The sequence below is a fragment of the Arthrobacter sp. K41 genome (assembly GCF_059089645.1).
Genome location: NZ_JBNHEW010000003.1, coordinates 593,426 through 617,707 on the forward strand (window position 1 = coordinate 593,426; position 24,282 = coordinate 617,707).

At 65.3% G+C, this 24,282-nt stretch carries 22 protein-coding genes and 1 tRNA gene; 11 read left to right on the forward strand and 12 right to left on the reverse strand.

Going from position 1 to position 24,282, the window contains the following annotated elements; translation table 11 throughout:
• Positions 1-252 precede the first annotated feature (252 nt).
• The 3 genes from AC5RTE_RS10290 to AC5RTE_RS10300 form a co-directional block, all read right to left on the reverse strand.
• The gene (locus tag AC5RTE_RS10290; RefSeq protein ID WP_494041275.1) at positions 253-1,947 is read right to left on the reverse strand and encodes a thiamine pyrophosphate-binding protein; all 1,695 of its coding nucleotides are present in this window, start codon (positions 1,945-1,947) and stop codon (positions 253-255) included.
• A gap of 5 nt (positions 1,948-1,952) precedes the next feature.
• Positions 1,953-3,017: an agmatinase gene (gene speB, locus AC5RTE_RS10295; protein ID WP_494041352.1), complete on the reverse strand. Its 1,065-nt coding sequence runs from the start codon at positions 3,015-3,017 to the stop codon at positions 1,953-1,955.
• Between the two features lie 144 nt (positions 3,018-3,161).
• Entirely contained in the window at positions 3,162-3,737 is a 576-nt protein-coding gene (locus AC5RTE_RS10300; protein ID WP_494041276.1) for a helix-turn-helix domain-containing protein, read from the reverse strand.
• A 267-nt stretch (positions 3,738-4,004) separates the two neighbouring features.
• Between AC5RTE_RS10300 and AC5RTE_RS10305 the strand changes: the two genes are divergently transcribed.
• Positions 4,005-5,519: a sodium:solute symporter family protein gene (locus AC5RTE_RS10305; RefSeq protein ID WP_494041277.1), complete on the forward strand. Its 1,515-nt coding sequence runs from the start codon at positions 4,005-4,007 to the stop codon at positions 5,517-5,519.
• A gap of 97 nt (positions 5,520-5,616) precedes the next feature.
• Here the strand turns inward: AC5RTE_RS10305 and AC5RTE_RS10310 are convergent, their stop codons facing one another.
• Positions 5,617-5,844, reverse strand: coding sequence for a hypothetical protein (locus AC5RTE_RS10310; protein WP_494041278.1), 228 nt, complete (start codon positions 5,842-5,844; stop codon positions 5,617-5,619).
• A 254-nt stretch (positions 5,845-6,098) separates the two neighbouring features.
• On the opposite strand from AC5RTE_RS10310, the gene AC5RTE_RS10315 reads away from it, so the two are divergent.
• Both AC5RTE_RS10315 and AC5RTE_RS10320 read left to right on the forward strand, forming a co-directional pair.
• Positions 6,099-7,298, forward strand: a complete 1,200-nt coding sequence (locus AC5RTE_RS10315; protein ID WP_494041279.1) for a VIT1/CCC1 transporter family protein — start codon at positions 6,099-6,101, stop codon at positions 7,296-7,298.
• 97 nt (positions 7,299-7,395) lie between these two features.
• On the forward strand, positions 7,396-8,313 hold the full coding sequence (locus tag AC5RTE_RS10320) for a matrixin family metalloprotease (protein ID WP_494041280.1): 918 nt from the start codon (positions 7,396-7,398) through the stop codon (positions 8,311-8,313).
• 29 nt (positions 8,314-8,342) lie between these two features.
• Here AC5RTE_RS10320 and AC5RTE_RS10325 read toward each other — a convergent pair whose 3' ends face one another.
• A complete protein-coding gene (locus AC5RTE_RS10325) occupies positions 8,343-9,476 on the reverse strand; it encodes an LOG family protein (protein WP_494041281.1) in 1,134 nt (377 codons plus the stop codon).
• Between the two features lie 158 nt (positions 9,477-9,634).
• Here AC5RTE_RS10325 and AC5RTE_RS10330 point away from each other — a divergent pair, with 158 nt between their 5' ends.
• Positions 9,635-9,994 carry an ArsR/SmtB family transcription factor gene (locus tag AC5RTE_RS10330; RefSeq protein ID WP_494041282.1) on the forward strand — a complete coding sequence of 120 codons (360 nt, stop codon included), beginning with the start codon at positions 9,635-9,637 and terminating at the stop codon, positions 9,992-9,994.
• Entirely contained in the window at positions 9,991-10,473 is a 483-nt protein-coding gene (locus AC5RTE_RS10335) for an SRPBCC family protein (protein ID WP_494041283.1), read from the forward strand. Before AC5RTE_RS10330 ends, AC5RTE_RS10335 begins: the two co-directional genes overlap by 4 nt.
• A 151-nt stretch (positions 10,474-10,624) precedes the next feature.
• Here AC5RTE_RS10335 and sucD read toward each other — a convergent pair whose 3' ends face one another.
• The 4 genes from sucD to AC5RTE_RS10355 form a co-directional block, all read right to left on the reverse strand.
• Positions 10,625-11,527, reverse strand: a complete 903-nt coding sequence (sucD, locus tag AC5RTE_RS10340) for a succinate--CoA ligase subunit alpha (RefSeq protein ID WP_494041284.1) — start codon at positions 11,525-11,527, stop codon at positions 10,625-10,627.
• A 10-nt stretch (positions 11,528-11,537) separates the two neighbouring features.
• A complete protein-coding gene (gene sucC, locus AC5RTE_RS10345; protein WP_494041285.1) occupies positions 11,538-12,707 on the reverse strand; it encodes an ADP-forming succinate--CoA ligase subunit beta in 1,170 nt (389 codons plus the stop codon).
• Between the two features lie 341 nt (positions 12,708-13,048).
• The gene (pcrA, locus tag AC5RTE_RS10350; protein ID WP_494041286.1) at positions 13,049-15,553 is read right to left on the reverse strand and encodes a DNA helicase PcrA; all 2,505 of its coding nucleotides are present in this window, start codon (positions 15,551-15,553) and stop codon (positions 13,049-13,051) included.
• Positions 15,554-15,630: 77 nt separating this feature from the next.
• The gene (locus AC5RTE_RS10355) at positions 15,631-16,461 is read right to left on the reverse strand and encodes an inositol monophosphatase family protein (protein WP_494041287.1); all 831 of its coding nucleotides are present in this window, start codon (positions 16,459-16,461) and stop codon (positions 15,631-15,633) included.
• A gap of 32 nt (positions 16,462-16,493) precedes the next feature.
• On the opposite strand from AC5RTE_RS10355, the gene AC5RTE_RS10360 reads away from it, so the two are divergent.
• A complete protein-coding gene (locus AC5RTE_RS10360) occupies positions 16,494-17,126 on the forward strand; it encodes a hypothetical protein (protein ID WP_494041288.1) in 633 nt (210 codons plus the stop codon).
• Here AC5RTE_RS10360 and AC5RTE_RS10365 read toward each other — a convergent pair.
• Complete coding sequence (locus tag AC5RTE_RS10365) at positions 17,123-17,902, reverse strand: DUF998 domain-containing protein (protein ID WP_494041289.1); 780 nt, start codon at positions 17,900-17,902, stop codon at positions 17,123-17,125. The genes AC5RTE_RS10360 and AC5RTE_RS10365 overlap by 4 nt on opposite strands.
• An 84-nt stretch (positions 17,903-17,986) precedes the next feature.
• On the opposite strand from AC5RTE_RS10365, the gene AC5RTE_RS10370 reads away from it, so the two are divergent.
• The 3 genes from AC5RTE_RS10370 to AC5RTE_RS10380 all read left to right on the forward strand — a co-directional run bounded on the left by AC5RTE_RS10370 (position 17,987) and on the right by AC5RTE_RS10380 (position 18,971).
• Positions 17,987-18,059: transfer RNA gene (locus AC5RTE_RS10370), tRNA-Arg, on the forward strand.
• Position 18,060: 1 nt separating this feature from the next.
• Positions 18,061-18,537 (forward strand): DUF6314 family protein, encoded by a 477-nt coding sequence (locus AC5RTE_RS10375; RefSeq protein WP_494041290.1) that lies wholly within the window; start codon positions 18,061-18,063, stop codon positions 18,535-18,537.
• The gene (locus AC5RTE_RS10380) at positions 18,534-18,971 is read left to right on the forward strand and encodes an NUDIX hydrolase (RefSeq protein WP_494041291.1); all 438 of its coding nucleotides are present in this window, start codon (positions 18,534-18,536) and stop codon (positions 18,969-18,971) included. Before AC5RTE_RS10375 ends, AC5RTE_RS10380 begins: the two co-directional genes overlap by 4 nt.
• Here AC5RTE_RS10380 and AC5RTE_RS10385 read toward each other — a convergent pair.
• Entirely contained in the window at positions 18,968-20,881 is a 1,914-nt protein-coding gene (locus tag AC5RTE_RS10385; protein ID WP_494041292.1) for an ABC transporter ATP-binding protein, read from the reverse strand. The two genes, AC5RTE_RS10380 and AC5RTE_RS10385, sit on opposite strands and share 4 nt — an antisense overlap.
• Positions 20,878-22,521, reverse strand: a complete 1,644-nt coding sequence (locus AC5RTE_RS10390) for an ABC-F family ATP-binding cassette domain-containing protein (RefSeq protein ID WP_494041293.1) — start codon at positions 22,519-22,521, stop codon at positions 20,878-20,880. Before AC5RTE_RS10390 ends, AC5RTE_RS10385 begins: the two co-directional genes overlap by 4 nt.
• A gap of 244 nt (positions 22,522-22,765) precedes the next feature.
• On the opposite strand from AC5RTE_RS10390, the gene AC5RTE_RS10395 reads away from it, so the two are divergent.
• Together AC5RTE_RS10395 and AC5RTE_RS10400 are read left to right on the forward strand one after the other, a co-directional pair.
• Positions 22,766-23,503, forward strand: a complete 738-nt coding sequence (locus AC5RTE_RS10395; protein WP_494041294.1) for a hypothetical protein — start codon at positions 22,766-22,768, stop codon at positions 23,501-23,503.
• Entirely contained in the window at positions 23,500-24,237 is a 738-nt protein-coding gene (locus AC5RTE_RS10400; protein ID WP_494041295.1) for a hypothetical protein, read from the forward strand. Before AC5RTE_RS10395 ends, AC5RTE_RS10400 begins: the two co-directional genes overlap by 4 nt.
• Positions 24,238-24,282: the final 45 nt, after the last annotated feature.

Genomic DNA, 24,282 nt, shown 5'->3' on the forward strand with positions numbered 1-24,282 from the left:
CAGGCGCTCCCTACTTGTTTGCCTGAAGCAACTATATAGGTAAATGGTTGCTTTGGGAAACTAACAGCCCCGGAGTCGGAACCCTGAGGGACAGAACCGCCCCAGGTTGAAAGTAAGCATGCTTTCCATTAGGTTGGTGTCAGCTTCTCCGCCTGTCCCCCATCAGGCGGAGCGGTTGCCAGGAAGGCCCCGCCACACGGACTCGTGTTGCGGGGCCTTCGACTGTTTGTGCCTGGCTGGGAGCCCGGCGGGTTATTCGGGAAGGTGGGTAGGGGCGAACATCTTCAGGAGGGTTTCGACGACGACGACGTTGGGCCCGTCCGCTGCGAAGCCGGCCTTAAGCGCCTCCCCCACGTCCTCAGGTGCAACTCTTGCGGCCGGCACGCCGAATGCTTCGGCGAGTTTGACGAAATCCGGACGTGCGAGTTCGGTGGCGGTGGCCTTGCCGAAGGCACCCACCATGTACTCGCGCAGGATTCCGTAGCCGCCATCGTCCACGATCAACCACGTGACCGGAACGTTGTGCTGCTTGGCGGTGGCCAGCTCGGAAATCGAATACATCGACGAGCCATCGCCGGAGACCGCGAGGACCCGGCCCGGCTTGCCCACGGTTTGCAGTCCAACTGCTGCGCCGATGGCTGCGGGGAAGCCGTAGCCCAGCCCGCCGGCGCCCTGCGCGGAGTGGAACTGGCCTTCGCGGGCGTCCCAGCAGCTCCAGCCCCAGTAGGCCGAAATGGTCATGTCCCAGAAGGTCTGCATGTCCGCCGGGACTGCTTCGCGGATGTCGGCCATGAACTTCAGTTCCTTGCCGAGGTCCTGGGCCTCGAGGCGTGCGCGGACCTTCGCCAGCGATTCCTTCACCAGGTCCTCGGGCGGGGTGCCGTGCCAGTCGGGGGTGGCTCCGCTTCCAGCTGCAAGCGCCTCGTCGAGGGCGGCGAGGGCCTGCCCGGCGTCAGCACGGATCCCCAGCCCCGGGCGGTTTGACTCCAGAACCCGGGGTTCGGCGTCAATCTGGATGATCCTGCCGCGCGGCTCGAAGGTGAAGTAGTTGGAGGTGACTTCGCCGAGGGACGAACCCACCACCACCAGGACGTCGGCGTCCTCCAGAAGATCGGTCATGTAGCGGTCCTCGATCCAGGACTGCAGCGACAGCTCATGGTTCCAGGGGAAAGCGCCATTGCCGCCAGGAGTACAGATCACCGGGGCGCGAAGTTTCTCCGCGATGGAGAGCAGTGGCTTTTCGGCCCGGCCCCGCCGTGTGCCGCCGCCGGCAATAATGGCCGGACGCTTCGCGGCCTGCAGCCATTTCACGGCTTCGCGGACCAGTTCCACCCGGGGCGGGTTGTCCGCAGCTTCAGCAAGGGCATCCTCCACCGGCGGCACCATGATCGGATCGAGCAGGACGTTCTGCGGGATCTCGAGCCATACCGGTCCCTGCGGCGAGGAAATCGCCTCGGTCCATGCGTCCTGGATCGCGGACGGAATGCCCGATGCGTGCTGGATCAGCCGCTGGCTCTTGGTGACGTTGGCCGCCGAAGCCTTCTGGTCATCGAGCTGGTGCAGCATGCCCTTGCGCCGGGCGCCGAGGCCCTCGAGCGGGATTTGGCTGGCCACCACCACCATGGGAACCCCCGTCGCGTAGGCTTCCTGCAGCCCGGCCAGCGATGTCAGGGCTCCGGGCCCGGTGGAAAGGAAGAGGACGCCCACTTCACCGGTGGCGCGGGAGTACCCGTCGGCGGCAAACGCCGAGTTGTTCTCCACCCGGGATGACACAAACTGCAGGTTGCCCCTGCCCATCGCGTCGAAGAGTCCCAGTGCATGCTGGCCGGGGATGCCAAAGACGGTTTTCGCGCCCAGCGCCTCAAGGGTTTCCACGACGAGGTCCCCGCCGTTGCGGGCATCCGTGCCTTTCCTCGGAGCTGCCATCCCCGGATCGGAACCAATCATCCTGGCTACTCCTTGCCGGCTGCGGCGAAGCCTGCGGGGCGGCGGGCTTCCTGGCCAAGGGCTTGCGCTGCATAGCCTGTTTCGGCTCCGAACCGATCCCCGGCGACGGCGTTGTCCGCCAGAAGGGTCACCAGTTCGTAGGCGACATGGCTTGCTGCAACACCGGTGATCTCGGCGTGGTCGTAGGCGGGGGCCACTTCCACGACGTCGGCGCCCACCAGGTTCATGCCGCGGAAGCCGCGGATGATTTCCAGCAGTTCGCGGCTGGTGATGCCGCCCGCTTCCGGGGTGCCGGTTCCGGGTGCGTGTGCCGGATCAAGGACGTCAATGTCCACAGAGATGTAGAGGGGGCGGTTGCCGATCCGGTCGCGGACCTTGGCCACCGTTTCGAGGACGCCCTGGTAGTAGACGTCTGCGGAGGTGACGATACCGAACCCAAAGCGGTGGTCGTCGTCGAGATCCTTTTTGCCGTAGAGCGGCCCGCGGGTTCCGATGTGGCTGATGGCCTCGGTGTCCAGGATGCCCTCCTCGACGGCGCGGCGGAACGGGGTGCCGTGGGTGTATTCGGCACCGAAGTAGGTGTCCCAGGTATCAAGGTGGGCGTCGAAGTGCAGCATGGCGATAGGTTCGCCGGCGCGCTCGGCGGCTGCACGGAGCAAGGGCAGGGCGATGGTGTGGTCGCCGCCAAGGGTCACCAGCTTGCTGCCGCCGGCGGTGAGGTCCAGCGCGTTCTGCTGGACAGTCTCGATGGCCTCGTTGATATTGAACGGGTTGACCGCCATGTCCCCGGCGTCGGCCACCTGGACATTCTCGAAGGGGCTGACGTCCCAGGCCGGGTTGTAGGGGCGCAGCAGCCGGCTTGCCTCGCGAACGTGGTTCGCACCGAAGCGGGCTCCCGGACGGTAGGAGACGCCGGAGTCGAAAGGAACACCCACCACCGTGATGTCCGCCTTTTGCACCTGGTCCAGGCGGGGAAGCCGGGCATAAGTGGCTGCCCCTGCGTACCGGGGAATACGGGATGAATCGATGGGGCCAAGGTTGCCGTTGGCTTCTATGCGCAGCTCTTCCAATGGAGGCCTCTCCTTCGAGGAGTTGAGAATGGATGTGACTGCCATCATACAGCTTGTTTTCATATGTGCACCAGTTGTTTACCGGCCAAGCCTGGCTTGAGGCACGACCAGCCCAGGGCATCAACGAAAGAAGACAAGGGGCTGTCAGCGGCTGGCGGCGGGAACCAGAACCCAGAGAACCTCGACCGGCTTATCCGTCGGGTTGACCCAGGTGTGTGGTTCCCGGCCGGGGAAGGTCACGGTATCCCCTGTGGTGAGGTCATATTCCTCGTTGGTGAGAATCAGCCGGATGCTGCCTTTGATGACGTGAAGGACGTCGACGTCGCAGTCGACGGCGTAGAGCTCCGTCTCGCCGCGGCCGTGCGGTTCGATGCAGGCCTGGATGATCTGGATGCGCCGCTCCGAACGAGCCGTAAGCAGGCGCTCCACGATCCCCTGGCCGCCAAGGGAGATCCGGGGGCCGTCGTTGCGTTTGGTGAGGTGCGTTTCCGGGGCGGCAAACAATTCACCAATGGAGATGGAGAGGACCTGGCACAGCGTTACCAGCGAGGCTACGGAAGGGGATGTCAGGTCACGCTCAACCCGGCTGAGAAACCCCTTGGTGAGTCCCGTGGCGTCAGCGACCTGCTCAATGGTGAGCCGCTGGGACTGCCTCGCGGCGCGGATCCGGGAGCCAATGGCAACAGGTACGTTGCTGGGCTCAACTGGCAGTGCCTTCATCTGCGTACCTTTCACGGCCGGCCGCCCGGCCCCACTCTGGAGCAATACTAATAGCCAGCGGCTTCTGTGACGCGTGCATGGCGCTCGTGGCCGGGCAAGCGTGCATTCTCTTGACTGTTACCACGGTCACAGCCTACTCTTTGGAAAACATCTGTTGCCTATAGGGCAATATCCGAGATTCGACTCTCAGCCTCATCCCCCTCGTGCAGCGGCTCCCGGCTCCCTTTCCCGGAACCACCCGGCTGCCAACAGCTCCAAGGAGTCCTCGTGGACGCAAATGTCATCAACATCGCCATCGTGGTGGTGTACCTTCTCGCAATGCTGGCATTCGGCTGGTGGGGGAAGTCCCGCACCAAGAACAACAGCGACTTCCTCGTGGCCGGCCGCCGCCTTGGCCCGTTCCTTTACACCGGGACCATGGCGGCCGTCGTCCTGGGCGGCGCCTCGACAGTGGGCGGGGTAGGCCTCGGCTACAAATTCGGCATCTCCGGCATGTGGCTGGTCGTCGCCATTGGCGCCGGTGTCCTGCTCCTTAGCCTGCTGTTTGCCGGGACCATCCAGAAGCTGAAGATCTACACCGTGTCGCAGATGCTCACGCTGAGGTACGGCAGCAGGGCCACCGAGGCTTCGGGCATCGTGATGCTCGCGTACACACTGATGCTTTGCGCCACCTCCACCGGCGCCTACGCCACCATCTTCGTGGTGCTCTTCGACTGGGACCGCGCACTGGCCATCGCCGTCGGCGGCGCCATCGTGCTGATCTATTCCACGGTGGGCGGCATGTGGTCCATCACCCTCGCTGACCAGGTGCAGTTCATCATCAAGACGGTCGGGATCTTCTTCCTGATGCTCCCGTTCACCTTCAACGCCGCCGGCGGCATCGACGGCATCCGCAGCCGGGTGGACGAGAGCTTTTTCCAGATCGACGGCATCGGCCTGCAGACCATCATCACCTACTTCGTGGTGTACACCCTCGGCCTGCTGATCGGCCAGGACATCTGGCAGCGCGTCTTTACTGCCAAGACAGCCAAGGTGGCCAGGTGGGGCGGCGCCACCGCCGGCATCTATTGCATCCTCTACGGTGTTGCCGGCGCACTGATCGGCATGGCCGCCAGCGTGGCGCTGGCCGACATCGAAATTGCCGCGAAGGACGACGTCTACGCTGAAGTGGCCCAGAGCCTGCTGCCCATCGGAATCGCCGGGCTGGTCCTGGCCGCCGCTGTGGCAGCAATGATGTCCACGGCATCAGGGGCCCTCATCGCGGCCGCAACAGTTGCCCGCGCGGACGTCCTGCCGTTTGTGGCCAGCTGGTTTGGCAAGACGGTCAACACCGAGGACACGGACAACCCGGAACACGACGTCAAGGCCAACCGCATCTGGGTCCTCACCCTGGGCATCGTTGCCATCGTCATCGCCATCATCACCAAGGACGTGGTGGCGGCCCTGACCATCGCGTACGACATCCTGGTGGGGGGCCTCCTGGTCGCCATCCTCGGTGGCCTGGTCTGGAAGCGCGGCACCGGCGTGGCCGCGGCCGCTTCCATGGCCGTGGGCTCGGTCGTCACGCTTGGCACCATGATCATCCTGGAAATCAACGCAAAGGCGCCGCTGGACGGCATCTACGCCAACGAACCCATCTACTACGGCTTGCTCGCATCCGCCGTGGTGTACGTCACGGTCTCCCTGCTGACAAAGCCCACCGACCCCCAGGTGATGCGCAACTGGCAGCGCCGCGTTTCCGGGCAGGACACCGAGGCGCCGGAAGCAGTTACGGCCTCCTGACGGCAGCTTAACGGTCACCCGGACGACGGCGGCACCTCACCCTCGCTACCAAGCGAAGGTGAGGTGCCGCCGTCGTCAGTTCTCTTCCGGTTTCGCGCTATTCAGTCGTCTCGCGGAACTCGTCGTCATCCAGGGGAACCACGCGTTCCTCCGCGTCGATGACTACGGGCGGCGTCTGGACTACGGGCTCCTCCGCATCCAGGAATTCATCCTCAGCGTCCCAGTCTTCCTTCATGACGGGCACATCCTCGGCATAGTCATAAGCGGGATCGGCTTCCACCGAATCCAGGTGGGGCATGTCCGGGTGCTGTCCGGTGGTGTTCATTGTGCTACCTCCGTTTGTTCGCCTCTGACGTGCTCTTTTGGTGGGCGCCGGCGAGCGCCACAGTTTCATCACAGCACCGCGGGTTGCCGTGGTCAAGGGCCAGCGAACGGCGGCCGGAAGGCCCTAAACCCCTGCATTTTTGAGGGGAACCGAAACTTCCCAGGTAGGGAAGCCAGCCGAAAAACCGCGGATTTCCGCGGTAAGCTGGCGGGGCAATGGGGCCGCACCACGCCCCATCCAGCCCAGGAGTTTACGTGTCTCAGCACGCCGATGCATACCGCCACCGTGACACCCCGTCAGAGCCGTTTTCCGCGGATTCCGGCCCTGCCGCCACCGGCCCCTCAGCGCCTTCACCGGCAGCCCCGCCGGTGCCCCCGCCCTCCGCCGCGGATATCCGGCGCTGGCGCCAGTACCTGGCGGATGAACGGGCCGAGGCCGCTGTCTACCGTGACCTGGCGCAAAACCGGCAGGGTGAGGAACGCGACATCCTCCTGGCCCTTGCGGAAGCGGAAGGACGGCACGAAGCCCACTGGCTGGGTCTCCTCGGCCAGCACGCCGGCAAGCCCCGCCCGGCCTCCATCCGCAGCCAGGTGCTCGGTTTCCTGGCCCGACACTTCGGTTCGGTGTTCGTGCTGGCCCTGGCCCAGCGTGCGGAGGGGCGCTCCCCCTACGCCAAGGACCCCAACGCAACGGATGCGATGGCCGCAGACGAGCAGATCCACGAGGAAGTGGTCCGTGGACTGGCCACGCGCGGCCGCAATCGGCTTGCCGGAACCTTCCGCGCCGCCGTCTTCGGCGCCAACGACGGCCTGGTCAGCAACCTTTCCCTGGTGATGGGCATGGCCGCATCCGGTGTGGCCAGCAGCGTAGTGCTGCTCAGCGGCATTGCGGGTTTGCTGGCAGGTGCCATGTCCATGGGAGCCGGCGAGTTCATCTCGGTCCGCTCGCAGCGGGAACTCCTGGCAGCCACCCGGCCCACCCAGGTCACCCTGGCCGCGGCCCCCAAACTGGACCTTGAGCACAACGAATTGCTGCTCGTTTACCTGGCCAGGGGTATGTCACAGGAAGCAGCGCAGCACCGCGTTGCCGAACGCATGGGCCTCCTGTCCTGCGACTGTGACCCCAGCCTGTCCCTGCAGCCGGAACTTCCCGAGGCCGGGGACCAGCACGAAGCCGTGGGCACAGCCTGGGGTGCGGCGCTCTCCAGCTTCTGCTTCTTTGCCTCGGGCGCCATCGTCCCGATTTTGCCGTTCCTGTTCGGCATGACCGGCGCAGCCGCCCTGATGGTGGCAGGCGTGCTTGTAGGCGTTGCCCTGCTGGTCACCGGCGGCATCGTCGGCCTGCTCTCCGGCACGTCCCCGCTAACCCGCGGGCTGCGCCAGCTCGCCATCGGGCTGGGCGCCGCGGCGGTTACCTACCTGCTGGGGCTGGTCTTCGGCACGGTTGTCCAGTAGCAGTTGCCTGCTGTCGATTGACCACGGGCTGTAAAGTGCACTGGCAACAGGTCCGCTGGCGGCAGCGGATGAGCTGGCGACATGTGGGGGTGCTGTAGTGGACGGACAACCACCACGCCGTGCCGGAAGGCGGGCACGCCCTGGAAGCAGCGCAAGGGCCCTTCGGTTCGTGCTTACGGGTGCCCTGTTCTCCGCGGCGTTGTTGGTGGCAGCGCTGGTGCTTGATGATCCGCGGTTCAAGGACCTCCTCGACGTTCGCCTTGGGCCGGGTGCCGGCGGACAGGAAGGCGGCCCCCAAGGCGGTGCCGCATCGGAATCCGTCGGACAGCCTGCGGGGGCACGGACGGGAGCGCCGCCGGCGGGAGTCGGGGAAGGAGCCGCCCCCTTGAGCGCGCCTGTGCCGCCAGCCGTGGCCAACGATTCCTACCAGTTTCTTGCGGTTAACGGCGACGGCAGCCCGGTAGGGTACTCTCCGTGCCGGCCGCTGCACTACGTCATCAATGACGAGCTGGCGCCCGCGGGCGCGCAGCACTTGGTCCCGGAAGCCATCGCTGTTGTTTCCGCTGCCACCGGAATAACGTTCATCTACGATGGCACCACCCGCGAACTGCCATCGCCGCAGCGGCCGCCCTACCAGCCGGACGCCTACGGCGATCGCTGGGCCCCGCTGCTCATCGCGTGGACTACCCCGGAGGTGGCCCCGCAGCTCAAGGGCAAGGTGATTGGCACCGGAGGCAGCACCCACTACGGCTACGACGACGGCCCGAAGACCTTTGTAACCGGCGGCCTCGACCTGGACGCACCGCAGATAGCCGATGAGCTGTTGAATCCCAACGGCCACCTGTATGCCACTGCTGTGATCCTGCACGAGCTCAGCCATGTGATGGGGCTGGACCATGTGGAGGATCCCACCCAGCTGATGTACCCGGAAATCGGCACTCCCGAGGGGCTGTCCGAAGGGGACCTCAACGGCTTGTACGCGTTGAGCAAAGCCCAGTGCCGCAAGGACCTCTGAGCAGCCGGATAACAACGGCCAGGCCGCGGTCAGGTCCCCAAAACCTTCACTGCCTCATCCACGGTGTCCACCAGGAAAATCCGGTCCGCCATTGGCCTGCCCGCGGCCAGGCTGCGCAGCATCTGCCAGGCCGGATACTGGTGCTCCCAGTGGTGCCTGCCCACCAGCACCATTGGTGTAATTTTCTCGCGGGCGCCGTAGTAGTTTTCACAAGCGTCCTGGAAAATCTCCTGCACGGTTCCGGCGGCTCCGGGCAGGAAAATGATGCCGCCTTGGCAAAGCTCCAGCAGGATGGCCTCGCGGATGGCATTGGCGAAGTACTTGGCGGTGTGGGTGGCGAAGTAGTTGGGCGGCTCATGGCCGTAGAACCAGGTGGGGATGCCCAGCGACGGCGTTCCGTCCGGATAGCGGTCGACGACGGCTGCCGCCGCCCGCGCCCATGCGGACACCGAGGGACGGAACCCCGGGACGGAGGCGAGCCCTGCCAGCGCAGCCTCCAGCCCGGCGTCGTCCGCCTGGCTGAGATAGGCGCCCAGGTTGGCGGCCTCCATGGCTCCCGGTCCCCCGCCGGTCGCCACCACATGCCCCTCCCGGGCAAGCAGCCTGCCGAGCCGGGCTGCCTGGGTATAGTCGGCACTTGCCCGCTGGGCTGCGTGCCCGCCCATGACGCCCACCACGGACCGGGCTGTGAAGGGGCCGGAACGGATGGCTTCCTCCAGCGCATCGCCGATGGCGTGGTCGTGCAGCGCTGAGGCGAGGGTGGCGTCCAGCCGGTGCCGCTGCCCTGGCTGAATGCTCCACTGGTAGATGCGGGCGTCCGGCAGTTCTTCATACGGGGCCTCCTTTAAGCCGGCGTAAAGCTCGGCGGGAGAGTACAGCTCTGCCCGGTAGGGGTTGAAGGGTACTGACTCGAGGCGAGGGAAAATCAGGGCTCCCCGGCGTCGCAGGGTGTCCTCCATCCCGTCGTCAAAGGTGCAGCCAAGGAAGATGGCCCCCTCAACCTTCACCTGTTCCAGGGCCGGGGCCCGGCCGCGCAGGTCGAGCGACTGGGCGTGCCAGCCGTCCAGCTCCGTTCCGCGCGCGGCGACCAGTTGGTCGAAGACGGCGAGGTCGTTCACTTCGAGGCTGCGGGGGCTTGGGCCCAAATTCCCGGAGAGGTTCACGGTGTCCTGCCCTGACGGACCAGGGGGACGGGGAGTTGCGAGGGGTCGTTCATCCTTTCAGCCTATTTCAGGACTGGGGCTTGCGTTGGAGCGTGCCCAGCCCTACCCTTAAACAACCAAGCAGTTGATAAAGCTGTTGGTTGACTAAAGAGGTAGGAATGATTCCCGAAAGCGCGGCCCTCGACTCCGCATTCATGGCGCTGGCTGATCCCGTGCGGAGAAGCATCATCGCAAGGCTCAGCCGGGGACCGGCCACCGTAAACGAACTGGCGGAACCCTTTGAGATGTCCAAGCAGGGAATCTCGAAGCACATACAGGTACTCGAGCAGGCGCAGCTGGTCACCCGCAGCAGGGATGCCCAGCGCCGGCCCGTCCACCTGAACCCCGCACGGCTGGAGGCACTCACCGCCTGGATTGACCAGTACAGGTTGGTCCGCGAGGAGCAGTTCCGCAGCCTGGATGCCGTGCTTGAATCCAGCGCCGGGCATGGCGGCGCCAAGGCAAAGGAACAGTCATGACCAATTCTCTGAAACTCACCGTCCCCGAAGGCCTTCCCTTCATCGACTACGAGCGCGAGTTCGACTTCCCGGTGGCGGAGGTGTTCCGCGCCCACAAGGAACCGGACCTGCTCGTCCAGTGGCTTGGGCCGCGGGGCTACAAAATGGACATCGACCACTACGACTTCCGCACCGGTGGCAGCTACAGCTACCTGCACACGGGCCCGGAAGGGGTGCCCTACGAGTTCAAGGGCATCTTCCATACGGTCCGCGAGAACGAGTTCGCCATCCAGACCTTTGAGTTCGGCGGCTACCCGGACGTGGTCAGCCTGGAGTTCATGACGTTTGAGGATCTGGGCAACGGCCGGTGCCGGCTGCGGGGCCATTCGGTCTACCCCACCCAGGAGGCGCGGGACGGGATGGCGCAGTCCGGCATGGAAGGCGGCATGACCGAAGGCTACGAACGGCTCGATGAGCTGCTCAGCAGCGCGAAGGTCTAGGACAGCGCGCGACGACGGACTGCAGCTTCGGCTGGAAGGACCCCTTCGTCGTCGTACTTGAGGGCAGGAAAGCAAAAAGCAAAGAGCGGGGCCACCTGCCGTCCGGAAAGACGGCAGGTGGCCCCGCTTCTTTTGCTGGTGGTGCTGCCGCCTAGAGGGCTGCGTAGACTTCGCGGAGCAGCTTGGCGGTTTCGGACGGCGTCTTGCCGACCTTCACGCCTGCAGCCTCGAGGGCTTCCTTCTTGGCCTGGGCGGTTCCGGCGGAACCGGAGACGATGGCGCCGGCGTGGCCCATGGTCTTGCCTTCGGGAGCCGTGAAGCCTGCAACGTAGCCAACAACCGGCTTGGTGACGTTGGCCTTGATGAAGTCGGCGGCACGCTCTTCTGCGTCGCCACCGATTTCGCCGATCATCACGATCGCCTCGGTCTCGGGGTCAGCTTCGAACGCGGCCAGGGCGTCGATGTGCGTGGTGCCGATAATGGGGTCGCCGCCGATGCCGATGGCCGTGGAGAAGCCGAGGTCACGCAGTTCATACATCATCTGGTAGGTCAGGGTTCCGGACTTGGAAACCAGGCCGATAGGGCCCTTGCCCGTGATGTTGTTCGGCGTGATCCCGACCAGTGCCTCGCCGGGAGTGATGATTCCGGGGCAGTTGGGTCCGATGATGCGGGTGACCTGGTTGCCGTCAGCGTCCACCGTGGCCTGGGCAAGTGCCCAGAACTCGGCGGAGTCCTGGACCGGAACACCTTCGGTGATGACAACGACGAGGCCGATGCCGGCTTCGATGGCTTCGACAACGGCGGTCTTGGTGAATGCCGGGGGCACGAAGACGATGGAGACGTCGGCGCCGGTCTCGGCCATGGCTTCCTTGACGGTGCCGAAGACGGTGATCTCGTTGTCGCCGTGCAGGACGGTGGTGCCGGCCTTGCGGGCGTTAACGCCGCCGACGATGTTGGTGCCGGCCTTCAGCATCAGTGCGGTGTGCTTGGTGCCTTCGCCGCCGGTGATGCCCTGGACGATGACCTTGGAGTCCTTGTTCAGATAGATAGACATGGTGCGTCCCTTACTTAGCTGCGTTGGCGAGCTCGGCGGCCTTGTCGGCGCCCTCGTCCATGGTTGCGGCCAGGGTAACCAGCGGGTGGTTTGCCTCGGCCAGGATGCGGCGGCCTTCCTCAACGTTGTTGCCGTCGAGGCGGACTACCAGCGGCTTGTTCGCGGAGTGGCCCAGCTCGGCCAGTGCACCAACGATGCCCTTGGCAACAGCGTCACAGGCGGTGATGCCGCCGAAGACGTTGACGAAGACGGACTTGACCTGCTCATCGCCGAGGATGACGTCCAGGCCTGCGGCCATGACCTCGGCGGAGGCTCCGCCGCCGATATCCAGGAAGTTGGCGGGCTTGACGTTGCCGTGGTTCTCGCCGGCGTAGGCAACAACGTCAAGGGTGGACATGACCAGGCCTGCACCGTTGCCGATGATGCCCACTTCGCCGTCCAGCTTGACGTAGTTGAGGTCCTGCGCCTTTGCCTTGGCCTCGAGGGGATCAGCGGCGTCCTTGTCCTCAAGGAGGGCGTGCTTGGCGTGGCGGAACTCTGCGTTCTCGTCCAGCGTGACCTTGCCGTCCAGCGCAATGATGTCACCGGCGCCGGTCTTGACAAGCGGGTTGACCTCTACGAGGGTGGCGTCTTCCTTCTTGAAGACGTCCCAGAGCTTGAGGATCACTGCGGCCACCTTGCCGCGGAGTTCCTCAGCGAAGCCTGCGGCGGCGACGATTTCGTCGGCCTTGGCCTGGTCGATACCCACGGCGGGGTCGATGGCGATCTTGGCGAGCGCCTCGGGGCGTTCGACGGCGAGCTGTTCGATTTCCATGCCGCCTTCGACCGAGCACATGGCCAGGTAGTTGCGGTTGGCCCGGTCCAGGAGGACGGAGAAGTAGTATTCCTCGGCGATATCGGCACCCTGGGCGATCATCACCTTGTTGACGGTGTGGCCCTTGATGTCCATGCCCAGGATGTTGGTGGAATGCTCAAGAGCTTCGTCAGCGGCCTTTGCGACCTTGACGCCGCCGGCCTTGCCACGGCCGCCGACCTTGACCTGTGCTTTAACAACAGTCACGCCGCCGATTTTCTCGGCAGCTGCCTTAGCTTCTTCTGGGGTGTGCGCCACGATGCCGGCAAGCACGGGTACACCGTGCGCCTCGAACATATCGCGCGCCTGGTATTCAAACAGGTCCACGGTTTAGTGTCCTTCTACGTCGAAGTAGTTTCTGTACAGTCGGACACCATCAGAAGACGATGACCGGGCTGCGGAATTGCTCGCACCGGAGGCCTGTTGGAAACGAGCCACGCGGCGTGATGCTCCACTGGGAACTCTAGTCCTTTGGAGGGACCGGCCCGTCCAAGACTACCGCTTATGTGAGTAAGCACACTATTCTATGGTGCGTAGAAAAACCGCGGAATTACGGGGTTTTTGACGCCTTTGAAGGTGCCAGGGAGGCGCTTTTGGCGGGTCCGGAAATCAGCTCGTAACGCCACCCTCCAGGCGGCAACAATCCCCAAAACAGTCCCCCGTAGGCGTTATGCGTCGAGTTTAGTCAGCGGCGCGTAGCGCAGCAGCAGCCGCTTTTCGCCGACGTCGAACTTCACCTTGGCTACGGTCTTGTCCCCCGCCCCCTCCAGCGCCAGGACCGTTCCATTGCCGAAACTCGTGTGGTTGACCTTGTCCCCCACACTGACGGCAACGACCTCCTTCTGCGGCTGCACCCGCGTCCGGGCGACGACCGCCGGAACATCGGCATTGAAGCCGGCCGACGGGTCAGCGACGGCACCGCGGGCTGTTCCGGCGCCCCAAAAGGACCCGCTGTAACGGCTGGACCCGATGGATCCGCCGCCCCAGCCTGCCTGCCTGGTGGTGCCTTCGCGCTTCCACTCCACAAGGTCGGCCGGGATCTCCTCCAGGAACTGGCTGGCAGGGTTGTACTGGCTTTGGCCCCACATGCTGCGGACCTCGGAGCGGGTGACGTAGAGCCGCTTGCGGGCACGGGTGAGCCCCACGTACGCGAGCCTGCGTTCCTCGGCAAGTTCCTTTGGATCCGTCGCTGAGCGCTGGTGCGGGAACAGCCCGTGCTCCATGCCGGTCAGGAACACCACCGGGAATTCGAGTCCTTTGGCGGTGTGCAGCGTCATCAGCGTGACAACCCCCAGCCGTTTCGCTTCCGCCACGGCGGCGGCTGTGTCTTCCGCGTCGCCGCCGGGCGCATCCGGAATCTGGTCGGCGTCGGCCACCAGGGACACCTGTTCAAGGAAGGCCTCAAGCGTTCCTTCCGGGTTTTCCTGTTCGTACTCGCGCACCACTGCCACGAGCTCGGCCAGGTTTTCCACCCGGGACTCGTCCTGCGGATCGGTACTGGCGCGCAGTGTTGCCAGGTAACCGGTCTGTTCAAGAACGGCTTCCAAGGCCGCGGCCGCACCGGAACCCGCCGCCACTTCCGCGAGGTCATCCAGCAGCTTTACGAATCCCAGGACAGCGTTGACGGAGCGGGTGGCCATGGCCGGGGCCTGCTCGGCACGGCGGGCTGCGGCCATAAAGGAGATCCGCTCACGCTGTGCCAGGGCTGCGACGGCGCCTTCGGCCCTGTCCCCAATGCCGCGCTTTGGTTCGTTGAGCACCCGGCGGAGGTTGACGTCGTCGTCCGGATTCACCAAGACACGAAGGTACGCGAGGGCATCCTTGATTTCCTTGCGCTCGTAGAAGCGGGTGCCGCCCACCACCCTGTAGGGCAGGCCCACCCGGACCAGCACGTCTTCGATGGAGCGTGACTGGGCGTTGGTGCGGTAGAAGATGGCGACATCGCCCGGACGGAGGTTGTCCTCGTCCTGGAGCCGGTCAATTTCCTTGGCAATGAACTGGGCCTCGTCATGCTCGTTCTCGCCCACATAACCCACGATTTTGTGGCCGTCACCTTCGGCCGTCCACAGCCGCTTCTCGGGACGGTTGGGGTTGCGCGAGATAACGGAGTTGGCGGCACTGAGGATGTTTTGCGTGGACCGGTAGTTCTGCTCCAGCTTGATGGTCCGCGCCTCGGGGTAGTCCTTCTCGAACTCCACGATGTTGCGGATGTCCGCGCCGCGGAAAGCGTAAATGGACTGGTCCGAATCGCCCACCACCGTCAGCTCCGACGCTCCCGGGCCTTCGCCCACGATTTCGCGGACCAAAGCGTACTGGGCGTGGTTGGTGTCCTGGTACTCGTCCACCAGGACATGCCGGAACCGGCGGCGGTAGGACTCCGCCAGCGCCGGAAAGGCACGGAACATGTAGACGGTTTCCGCGATGAGGTCATCGAAGTCCATGGCGTTGGCCTGGCGCAGCCGCTGCGTATAGCCCTTGAAGACGTCCGCCACCGCCTGGTCGAAGGGATCGTTGTAGTTCGCCGAGGCGGCGAACGAGTCAGCGTCGATGAGCTCATTTTTCAGCGCGGAAATTTTGTGCTGGATGGCCTTGGGTGCGAACTTCTTGGGATCCAGGTCCAGTGCCTTTGACACCTGCGTGACCAACCGGAGGGAGTCCGCGGAGTCGTAGATGGAGAAGTTGGATTTCAGACCAACGTTTGCCGCTTCCTGCCTCAGGATACGGACGCAGGATGAGTGGAAGGTGGAGATCCACATGATCTTCGCGCGGCCGCCCACCAGCACTTCAATGCGTTCCCGCATTTCCGCGGCGGCCTTGTTGGTGAACGTGATGGCGAGGATTTCACCGTGGTGGGCCCGTCCCGTGGCGATGAGGTAGGCGATCCTGTTACTGAGCACACGGGTTTTACCCGAACCGGCACCGGCTACGATCAGCAGGGCCGGACCGGTGTGTTTGACCGCCTCTTCCTGCTGGGGGTTCAACCCCTCAAGGAGCTGGGCGGCATCCAGGCGGTGCCCCCGGTGGCCCTGCCCTTCCGGAGCCCGGTCCACACGGACGCTGCCGCCTGCCCCCGGAGCCGCAGCTACACCCTCGGAGGGCGATTTGGTGCGGACAGCGGCGGCGGAAGCGGCCTTAAAAGGTCCCTCAGAGTACGGGTCGAACAACATATCCATGATGCCTACAAGTCTAGGCGGTGGGGCCGACACTCACTTCCAGGCTGTGGATTACGTGGCCGGGATTACCCGCACGTTTATGCCACCGAGCCCGACTCCAACGCCGCACGCAACTCGCGTACCGCCGTCGTGCCTCCTGCCATAAACCATTCCAGGCCGTTGACACGGACGGTGTCCACGGCTCCGCCGGCGGCACGGACAATGGCCTTGCCCGGCAGCCAGTCCCACTCCGGGCAGCTGTGCTGGAACCAGCACCCGAGCTGCCCGTCAGCCACCCGGCCGAGGTCGCAGGAGCCCGAGCCGAGCATCCGCAGGGCCGCGGCCGAGGTTGCGGCGGCGTGCCAGGGCATGGCGCACAGGGGGTCCATCAGCCAGCTGGGGTGAATGTAGGTGGCCGCGCCAAACTCTGCAACGGCAGTGCTGTTCCGCGCTCCCCCGTCTTCATGGAACGCCGTCAGGGGCTCACCGTTCAAGGTTGCCGCGCGCTCTTTGCCGCCAACCCAAAGCTTGTCCTCCTCAGGCTGGAAGATGGCGCCGAGAACCACGTCGGAGGGATCCTTCAGGGCTATGGCGGAGCACCAGTACGTGGAGCCGTGCAGGAAGTTGTAGGTGCCGTCTACAGGATCGATGACCCAGGTGCGGCCGCTGGTGCCCTGCACCGAGGCGCCTTCCTCTCCCACGATGCCGTCTTCCGGCCGGCAGCGCTGCAGTTGCTCCAGCACGTAAGCCTCTGCGGCATGGTCTGCCGCGGTCACAACATCGGAAATGGAAGTCTTTTGCTCGGACTGCAGGCCGGCCATCCGCATGAGCAGCGCCAGCTGCCCGGCTTCGCGGACCAAGGCTGCCCCCAGCTGGTAGTCGTCCAGGGAAGGGTCAAGTTCAGCAGCGCTGTGCCGGCCAATGGTCATGGCTTCAGTTTATGGGGCTGGATAATGGTGCCATGGCCAAAACTCCTGCGCAGCGGATCAAGAAGCATGGTTCAAAAGCGGTTGTACCGCAGCACCATCTTCCCCCTGTGGTTAATTCCACCACCGCCCGCACTCCGCAAAAAGCCGAAAGCAACGGCAACCTCATCCTGATCGCCGGTGTGGTGGCCAGCCTGTTCCTGTTCTGGTACGTGCACCTGCTCACGCTGGACCAGTTGCGGCAGCTCTCCTCCGGTTTGGCCATGCCCGATGCACTCATCGGCGGTTTCGATCCCGCTTACGTCGGCCAGCTGCGCTCGGCCATGGACGAGGACGCGCGCGGCCAGCTCAATTACGTGCACAAAACGGCGGGGACCCTGTTTCCGCTGATCTTCGGGTTCACCTGGCTGCTGCTGATCGGAACGAGCGTTGCACGGAGAACGCTGCGCTGGGCGCTGTGGGCTCTCCCCCTGCTGTTTGTCGCCGTCCGGCTCTGGGGCAACGCGGCCATCGACGGCGTGCTGGCAGCGCAAACGGCCAACGCCGGCCAGGTCGCCCTGGCATCGACCCTCACCGTCGCCGGCTGGGTCCTGCTGGTCCTGAGCCTGCTGGCAGGGGCCGCCGCAGTATTCCTGCGGGCGCGGAAGCCTCAAGACGCCGAGGGCTAAAAACTCCCCTGCAGCCCCTGCCCGGCGGCAGCCGCGGCGCGGACCAGTTTCCGGTGCCGGCGCACCCGCTGCGCGATCACCAACCCGGCGGTGGCCATTCCCACCGTGACCGGGTAGGCCATGAGCCTCTCCAAGGTCCCGGGCTCCGGCACAGCCATGCCGGTAAGCCCGCCGGTTACCAGGGCGGCAGCGGATACGGTGCCGCCGGCAAGGATGAACCAGGCCAGAAGTGTTTTTCGCAGCCACAGGATCCCCAGGACCAGCAGGGCAACCGACCCGGCCGCAAAGTACATGACCGCTCCGGCGTAGTGCCAGCCCGAGCCAATGTCCTCCGGAACCAGTCCCACGATCACCGTTCCGGCTCCCGCCGTTGCTGTCAGCACCCGGACAGCGGCGGCGGCCAGCCAAGGAACGCGCCGGCCCGGCCGCACGCGTGCGTTGGCCAGGGCAGCCACCCGCAGAAGCCCCGAACTCAGGAGCAGCGCACCCAGCAGCATCCCCAGCCCCTGGACCACAAAGGAGGCGTTCATCAGCCAGTTCAGCGGCGAGCAAACCTCACGGCCGTCGAAAATCCCGCAGTTGATGGCACCCAGGTCGCTGATGTAGCCCGTGCGCAGGTCGTACGGGCGGGGTCCGGCCCAGGCGGCGATGACTGCCGCCTCCGCCGCGAAATACTGCAGCACGCTCAGCACGGACCAGGCGCCGATGTACTGCCGCGTGGACGCGGTGTCCGGAATGAACGCCACGGAGCGGGCTGTGGACGGCGCTGAACTCATGCCTTGAGCGTAGTACGGCTCTGTACCTTGTATGCTTGTATCCGTGTCCGAGCCGGACCGGCCCTGCCGATCCTGCGGACGCCCGCCCTCGTAGCTCAGTGGATAGAGCACGGCTCTCCTAAAGCCGGTGTCGTTGGTTCGATTCCAATCGAGGGCACTTGAACTTTCCTCCCCCGGAGTTCGCACTCCGTGCCTACCTGCTCGGCCCGGCCGCCCCCGCGGAATCGGGGCAGTGGTCTGTCCGGCGGGACCTGCTGGACAGGGCAACCGGCACCCGCGGTACCTTTTCCGGCGTCGTGCGCTTTGACCCACTGGACGACGCCGGCCTGGCCCTCCGCGAAGAAGGCACCATGCGCTGGCCCACCTTCACCGGCCCTGCCTCCCGTGAATACCTGCTGAAGACCACGGACCACCCCGACGCCCTGAACGTGTTTTTTCCCGAGGGGCGCCCCTTCCACACCATGAGCTTCACGCCTAAGGCCAACCTGGACCAGCACTGGTGCGATCCTGACACCTACCGCGTGGCCTACGCGTACATTGACGAGAACCGCTTCAGCTACAGCTGGGACGTGACGGGGCCGCAGAAGGACCTCCTGCTCGCCTCAGTGCTGGTGCGGCTTACGGTGGGCGCATGAAGAACCGCATCGTGGTGTCCGCGGTGTGTGTCTTCGACGATGCCGGCCGGCTCCTGACTGTGAGGAAGCGCGGCACGGCCATGTTCATGCACCCGGGCGGGAAGCCGGAAACGGGGGAAACGGCGGCACAGACGGCGGCACGGGAACTGGCCGAGGAAGTGGGTATCGTCGTCGATCCGCGCGAGCTTCAGCTGATGGGGGTCTGGATCGCGGAGGCCGCCAACGAGGCCGCCACGGATATCGAGGCCACCGTCTTCCTGGCGCCGGGCACCTGGACGGCCCATCCGTCTGCAGAAATAGCGGAGATCCGCTGGCTTGAACTGGCTGGCGAATTGCCCGCGGACCTCGCCCCGCTGCTCACGGAGCATATCCTTCCGAAGCTGGCCGCAGGGCCTGGAGACGTCCGGCCTGCAGGCACCCCGCCTGAAGGCTAGAACTCAGGAACTGCTTCCTGCGCCACTGCCGTGGCTTCGGCAAACTGCGTCCGGTAGAGCTCCGCATAGCGTCCCTCGGCAGCCAGCAGTTCTGTGTGGGTCCCCCGTTCCACAATCCGGCCGTCCTCCACCACCAGGATCGCATCAGCGGCACGGACGGTGGACAGGCGGTGGGCAATCACGACGGCGGTGCGCCCCTCGAGCGCGGCACCAAGGGCAGCCTGCACTGCAGCTTCGTTGGTGGAGTCCAGCGCGGCCGTTGCCTCGTCCAGGATCACCACGCGGGGCTGGGCGATGAGCAGCCGGGCGATCGTGAGCCGCTGGCGCTCACCACCCGAAAGCCGGTAGCCGCGTTCGCCCACCACGGTGTCCAGCCCGTCCGGCAGGGACCGGATCATGGCTTCGAGCCGGGCCTGCCGGATGACCTCCCACATGTCCTCCTCAGTGGCGTACGGATTGGCGAGCCGAAGGTTGGAGGCGATGGTTTCGTGGAAGAGGTGGCCGTCCTGCGTCACCATGCCCAGCGTGTCCCGGAGGGAATCGAAGGTGGCGTCACGCAGGTCCAGTCCAGTCCCGCGCGTGGTTCCGCCCAGGCGCACGGCGCCGGAGTCCACATCGTAAAGCCGGGCCAGCAACTGGGCAATGGTCGACTTGCCGGCGCCGGACGATCCCACCAGCGCCACCGTCTGGCCGGGCTCCACCCGGAAGCTGATGCCATGGAGCACCTCTTCCCCGCCGCGGGTGTCCAGGGTGGACACCTCCTCCAGCGAGGCGAGTGAAACCTTGTCCGCCGAGGGGTAGGCGAAACGGACGTCGTCGAACTCCACTGCTACCGGGCCGGGCGGCACAGGCACGGCGTCCGGCTTCTGCTGGATCAGGGGTTTGAGGTCCAGGATCTCGAAAACACGCTCGAAACTGACCAGGGCGCTCATGATTTCCACCCGGGCGTTGGAGAGGGCCGTCAGTGGGGCGTAGAGGCGGGTCAGCAGCAGGGCCAGCACCACGACGTCGCCTGCCGCCAGTTGGCCGGTAATGGCAAACCATCCGCCCAGCCCGTACACAAGCGCCAGGGCGAGCGCGGAGACCAGCGTCAGGGCGGTCACGAAGGTGAACTGCAGCATGGCGGTCCGGACGCCGATGTCGCGGACGCGGCCGGCGCGGACGGCGAACTCCCGGGACTCCTCATCGGGGCGGCCGAAGAGCTTGACCAGGGTGGCGCCGGGGGCGGAGAAGCGTTCAGTCATCTGGGTTCCCATGGCCGCGTTGTGCTCCGCCGCCTCGCGGCGCAGGTCCGCGAGTTTGGACCCCATCCGCCGCGCTGGGATAAGGAAGACCGGCAACAGGATCATGGCCAGGACTGTCACCTGCCAGGACGTTCCGAGCATGACGATGAGCGTGAGGATCAGGGCCACCACGTTACTGACCACACCGGACAGTGTCCCGGCGAACGCCGACTGGGCACCGATCACATCGTTGTTCAACCTGCTGACCAGGGCGCCGGTGCGGGTCCGGGTGAAGAACGCGATGGGCATTTTCTGCACGTGGTCGAAGACCTTGGTGCGAAGGTCCACGATCACCCCCTCACCGATGGTGGAGGACAGCCAGCGGCTCACCAGGCCCAGGCCTGCTTCGGCCACGGCCACGACGGCGATGAGCACCGCAAGGCGGACCACTTCCTCCGCGGCGGCCTTGGCCACGATCGCATCCACCACCTGCCCTGCCAGCACGGGGGTGGCCACGGCGAGGAACGCCATCACGATGGACAACGCCACGAAGGCCAGGAGCTTGCCCCGGTGCGGCCGGGCAAACCCCAGGACGCGCTTGAGGGTGGCCTTGGAGAACGGCCGGGAACCGCTCTTGGCGCGGGTGATGTTGTAGAGGGAGCCCCAGGCCACCCGTTCCATGCTCATTGCTGCTGCTCCGTTACGGTCCCGTTTTCCACATTCCAACGTACATCCAGCCGCACGTTTTCCAGCAGCCTCCGGTCGTGTGTCACCAGCAGCAGGGCGCCGTCGTAGCTCTCCAGCGCCTCCTCAAGCTGTTCGATGGCGGGGAGGTCAAGATGGTTGGTGGGCTCGTCCAGGACCAGGAGGTTCACGCCGCGCGCCTGCAGCAGGGCCAGGGCGGCCCTGGTCCGCTCGCCGGGTGACAACGAATCAACGGCACGCGCGGTGTGGTCCGCCTTCAGGCCGAATTTTGCCAGCAGCGTCCTGACCTCTGCCGGGTTAAGGTCCGTCAGGACAGCTTCGACGGCGTCGGCAAGGGCAAGGTGGCCTGCCAGCAGCCCCCGGGCCTGGTCGATCTCGCCGATGGCCACCGAGGCGCCCATGGCTGCGCTGCCGGACTCCGGTGCGAGGTCACCCAGCAGCAGGCGCAGCAGGGTGGACTTGCCGGCGCCGTTGGGGCCCGTGATGCCGATCCGTTCCCCCGCATTGAGCTGGAGGTTGACCGGGCCGAGGGTGAACGTGCCCTGTTTTACCACAGCATCGCGGAGGGTGGCCACGACGGCGCTTGAGCGCGGCGCCTTGCCGATGGAGAACTGGAGCTGCCACTCCTTCCGTGGCTCTTCCACCACGTCCAGCCGGGCAATCCGCGATTCCATCTGCCGTACTTTCTGCGCCTGCTTCTCCGAGGACTCGGTGCTGGCGGCGCGGCGGATCTTGTCGTTGTCCGGGCTCTTCTTCATGGCGTTCCGAACGCCCTGTGAGCTCCATTCACGCTGCGTACGGGCCCTGGACACCAGGTCCGCCTTGGTGGTGGCAAACTCCTCGTACTTCTCGCGGGCGTGCCGCCGGGCCACTGCACGTTCTTCAAGGAAGGCGTCATAGCCGCCGTCGTAAACAGCTACGGAGTTCTGCGCCAGGTCCAGTTCCACTACGGTGGTGACGCAGCGGGCAAGGAATTCCCGGTCATGGCTGACCAGGACAACGCCGCCCCGCAATCCGCGGACAAAGTCCTCGAGTTTGGCAAGTCCTGCCAGGTCCAGGTCGTTGGTGGGTTCGTCCAGGAGGACGACGTCGAACCTGCTGAGCAGCAGGGCCGCGAGCGCCACCCTGGCGGCCTGGCCCCCGGACAACCCGGTCATCTCGGCATCAGTGCCGGTGTCCAGGCCCAGATCAGCCAGTACGGCAGGAATGCGGTCGTCCAGGTCAGCGGCTCCGGAGGCCATCCAGCGGTCGAAAGCGCGGGCGTAGTCATCATCGGCCCCGGGCGCGCCGGAACCCAGCGCCTCTGCTGTGGACTCCATCTCGGCGGTGGCCTCGGCGCAGCCGGTCCGCCGGGCAATGTACGCCGCCACCGTTTCGCCGGAAACGCGCTCGTGCTCCTGGGGAAGCCAGCCCACGAACGCGTCAGCGGGAGCCAGGCTGACGGTCCCGCCCTGGGGCTGGTCGACGCCGGCAAGCAGGCGGAGCAGTGTCGACTTTCCGGCGCCGTTGGCCCCCACCACACCGACAACGTCACCAGGGGCGACCGTGAGGGAGAGTTCGGAGAAGAGCAGCCGGTGGTCGTGACCGCCGGAAAGATCCTTTGCAACAAGGGTCGCAGTCATGGAGTCATCCTTTCACCGCAGCGCGCAGCAGGTCTGGCGCCTTTCGGCCCGCAAAGCCTCTGCATTCCGTCAGATGGACGGCGCCCGGAGCCCGGACATAAAAGAACCCGCTGGTCCGGACTTGGGGGGTGTACGGACCAACGGGCTCGACCATCAAGCATAGCCGAAACTGGGGTGCGGGTAAAATCGGCCGGACAAGGGCAGGCTAAAATCAACAAATCATCCGATCTGCAGAGAGCCCTTCATGACCCTCCCCGCCAAGGCGTTCCAGCGCTGGCTGCAAGGAATCGCGCCGGACGCCAGTACGGCAGATGTCTGCCGGATCTCGGGAATCAAGCGGACCACTCTGGCCCAGCAATTGGTGCGCGGAAAAGTTTCTGTCAGCACGGTGGTCAGCATCAGCCGCGCCTACAACATCAACCCGGTGGCTGCCCTGGCCGACTTCGAACCGTACCGGGAACTGGCCGGACCGCAGCAACCGCCTGCCCGGTGCGAGCTGGTCAGCCAGATTTCCACCGCTGACCTCCTGCGCGCCATGCTGGCCCGCCCGGGCATGGGCCCCGACGGGAACCCGGGAAGCACGCCGCCCCCGCTGTCACCTGCGCCGCACGCCACGTCCGTCAAGAATTGGGTTGATGCCATTGACGACGGCGAGGTGCGGCACCGTGTTTCCGCCGCCACCGGCATAGCGCCACAGAACTATTCAGCCCAGTTGACCGCCAACCGGCTTTCAGCAGAACTGGCCGTGGCCACGGCGCGGGCGGCAGGAGTGGGCCCCGCAAGCGGCCTGGTGGCCACCGGCTTGATCACCGAGGAAGAGGCAGGTTGGCCTCCCGGCGCACGCCAGGCCGCATTGGACAGCCTGTCCGACGGCGACCTCGCGGTCCTGGCCGGCGACCGGCTACAGGCGTTGGGCAAGGTTTTGCGGCGGCAGGAACAGGACCAGGCGCAGACAGAAAAGATTTGGGAGAACCTGGGATGATCGAAATTCTTCAGTGGTCCACGCTGGCAATCTGCGGACTTATCGCAGCGGCCCGGGTACCGAGTGCACTTCGGGGAGAGAACCGGTCCCTTTTCTATATTTTTGCTCTGCTGACTGCGGCCATCCTTTTGAGCATTGAGGCGCCCTACGCGGCGGTTGACGGAGCGCTGGGAGGCACGAACCTCGCCAACCTGCTGCTGCGCTTCATCATTTTCGGAGCGATCTACTTTGTGGGGATACGGGTGACACGGGGATTTGGAGCGGACCATGCCTACCGGCTCATCACGGGCAGGCTGGGCATGATGGTGCTGCTGGTCATTTCCCTGGTGATGACCATCCTGTTTTTCCTGATGGACACTACCGGTTCCTCGGCCGGACTGTCGGCAACAGCGGGCAAAAGCGAGCGGAACTTCGTCCTGGTGGAGTATTACGGGGCGGCGGGACGAGCCTATCCCTCTTACGTGTCCTTGGTCCTGCTTCCGGCCATGGTCCGCGCAGTAGGCAGCAGACTTCCCGTGCTGGTACGGGTGGCCGCCGGGCTGCTGGCAGTGGGCGGAATGGCCATAGCCCTCACCCTGCTGTTCCCTGTGGTGCCGCCCGCGCTGGGCGCCCTGGAGTTCATCGTCAATTACACGGCGGTGCTCTGCTTCGTCCTCGGCCTGGCCCTCATCTGGGTCGCGAGAGTCAGAAACAGCAGGAGCCACCCGCTGAGAAGGACATCTACCGAAACGTAACCTTTCCCGCTTTCACAAAATCATTAGAATGTGAAACAATCATGA

Bases quoted from the DNA above. Each gene is read 5' to 3' on its own strand.
- AC5RTE_RS10290 (WP_494041275.1), bottom strand. From the start codon at position 1,947: ATGATTGGTTCCGATCCGGGGATGGCAGCTCCGAGGAAAGGCACGGAT.
- AC5RTE_RS10300 (WP_494041276.1), bottom strand. From the start codon at position 3,737: ATGAAGGCACTGCCAGTTGAGCCCAGCAACGTACCTGTTGCCATTGGC.
- AC5RTE_RS10310 (WP_494041278.1), bottom strand. From the start codon at position 5,844: ATGAACACCACCGGACAGCACCCGGACATGCCCCACCTGGATTCGGTG.
- AC5RTE_RS10330 (WP_494041282.1), top strand. From the start codon at position 9,635: ATGATTCCCGAAAGCGCGGCCCTCGACTCCGCATTCATGGCGCTGGCT.
- AC5RTE_RS10335 (WP_494041283.1), top strand. From the start codon at position 9,991: ATGACCAATTCTCTGAAACTCACCGTCCCCGAAGGCCTTCCCTTCATC.
- sucD (WP_494041284.1), bottom strand. From the start codon at position 11,527: ATGTCTATCTATCTGAACAAGGACTCCAAGGTCATCGTCCAGGGCATC.
- pcrA (WP_494041286.1), bottom strand. From the start codon at position 15,553: ATGGATATGTTGTTCGACCCGTACTCTGAGGGACCTTTTAAGGCCGCT.
- AC5RTE_RS10355 (WP_494041287.1), bottom strand. From the start codon at position 16,461: ATGACCATTGGCCGGCACAGCGCTGCTGAACTTGACCCTTCCCTGGAC.
- AC5RTE_RS10360 (WP_494041288.1), top strand. From the start codon at position 16,494: ATGGCCAAAACTCCTGCGCAGCGGATCAAGAAGCATGGTTCAAAAGCG.
- AC5RTE_RS10365 (WP_494041289.1), bottom strand. From the start codon at position 17,902: ATGAGTTCAGCGCCGTCCACAGCCCGCTCCGTGGCGTTCATTCCGGAC.
- AC5RTE_RS10380 (WP_494041291.1), top strand. From the start codon at position 18,534: ATGAAGAACCGCATCGTGGTGTCCGCGGTGTGTGTCTTCGACGATGCC.
- AC5RTE_RS10385 (WP_494041292.1), bottom strand. From the start codon at position 20,881: ATGAGCATGGAACGGGTGGCCTGGGGCTCCCTCTACAACATCACCCGC.
- AC5RTE_RS10390 (WP_494041293.1), bottom strand. From the start codon at position 22,521: ATGACTGCGACCCTTGTTGCAAAGGATCTTTCCGGCGGTCACGACCAC.
- AC5RTE_RS10395 (WP_494041294.1), top strand. From the start codon at position 22,766: ATGACCCTCCCCGCCAAGGCGTTCCAGCGCTGGCTGCAAGGAATCGCG.
- AC5RTE_RS10400 (WP_494041295.1), top strand. From the start codon at position 23,500: ATGATCGAAATTCTTCAGTGGTCCACGCTGGCAATCTGCGGACTTATC.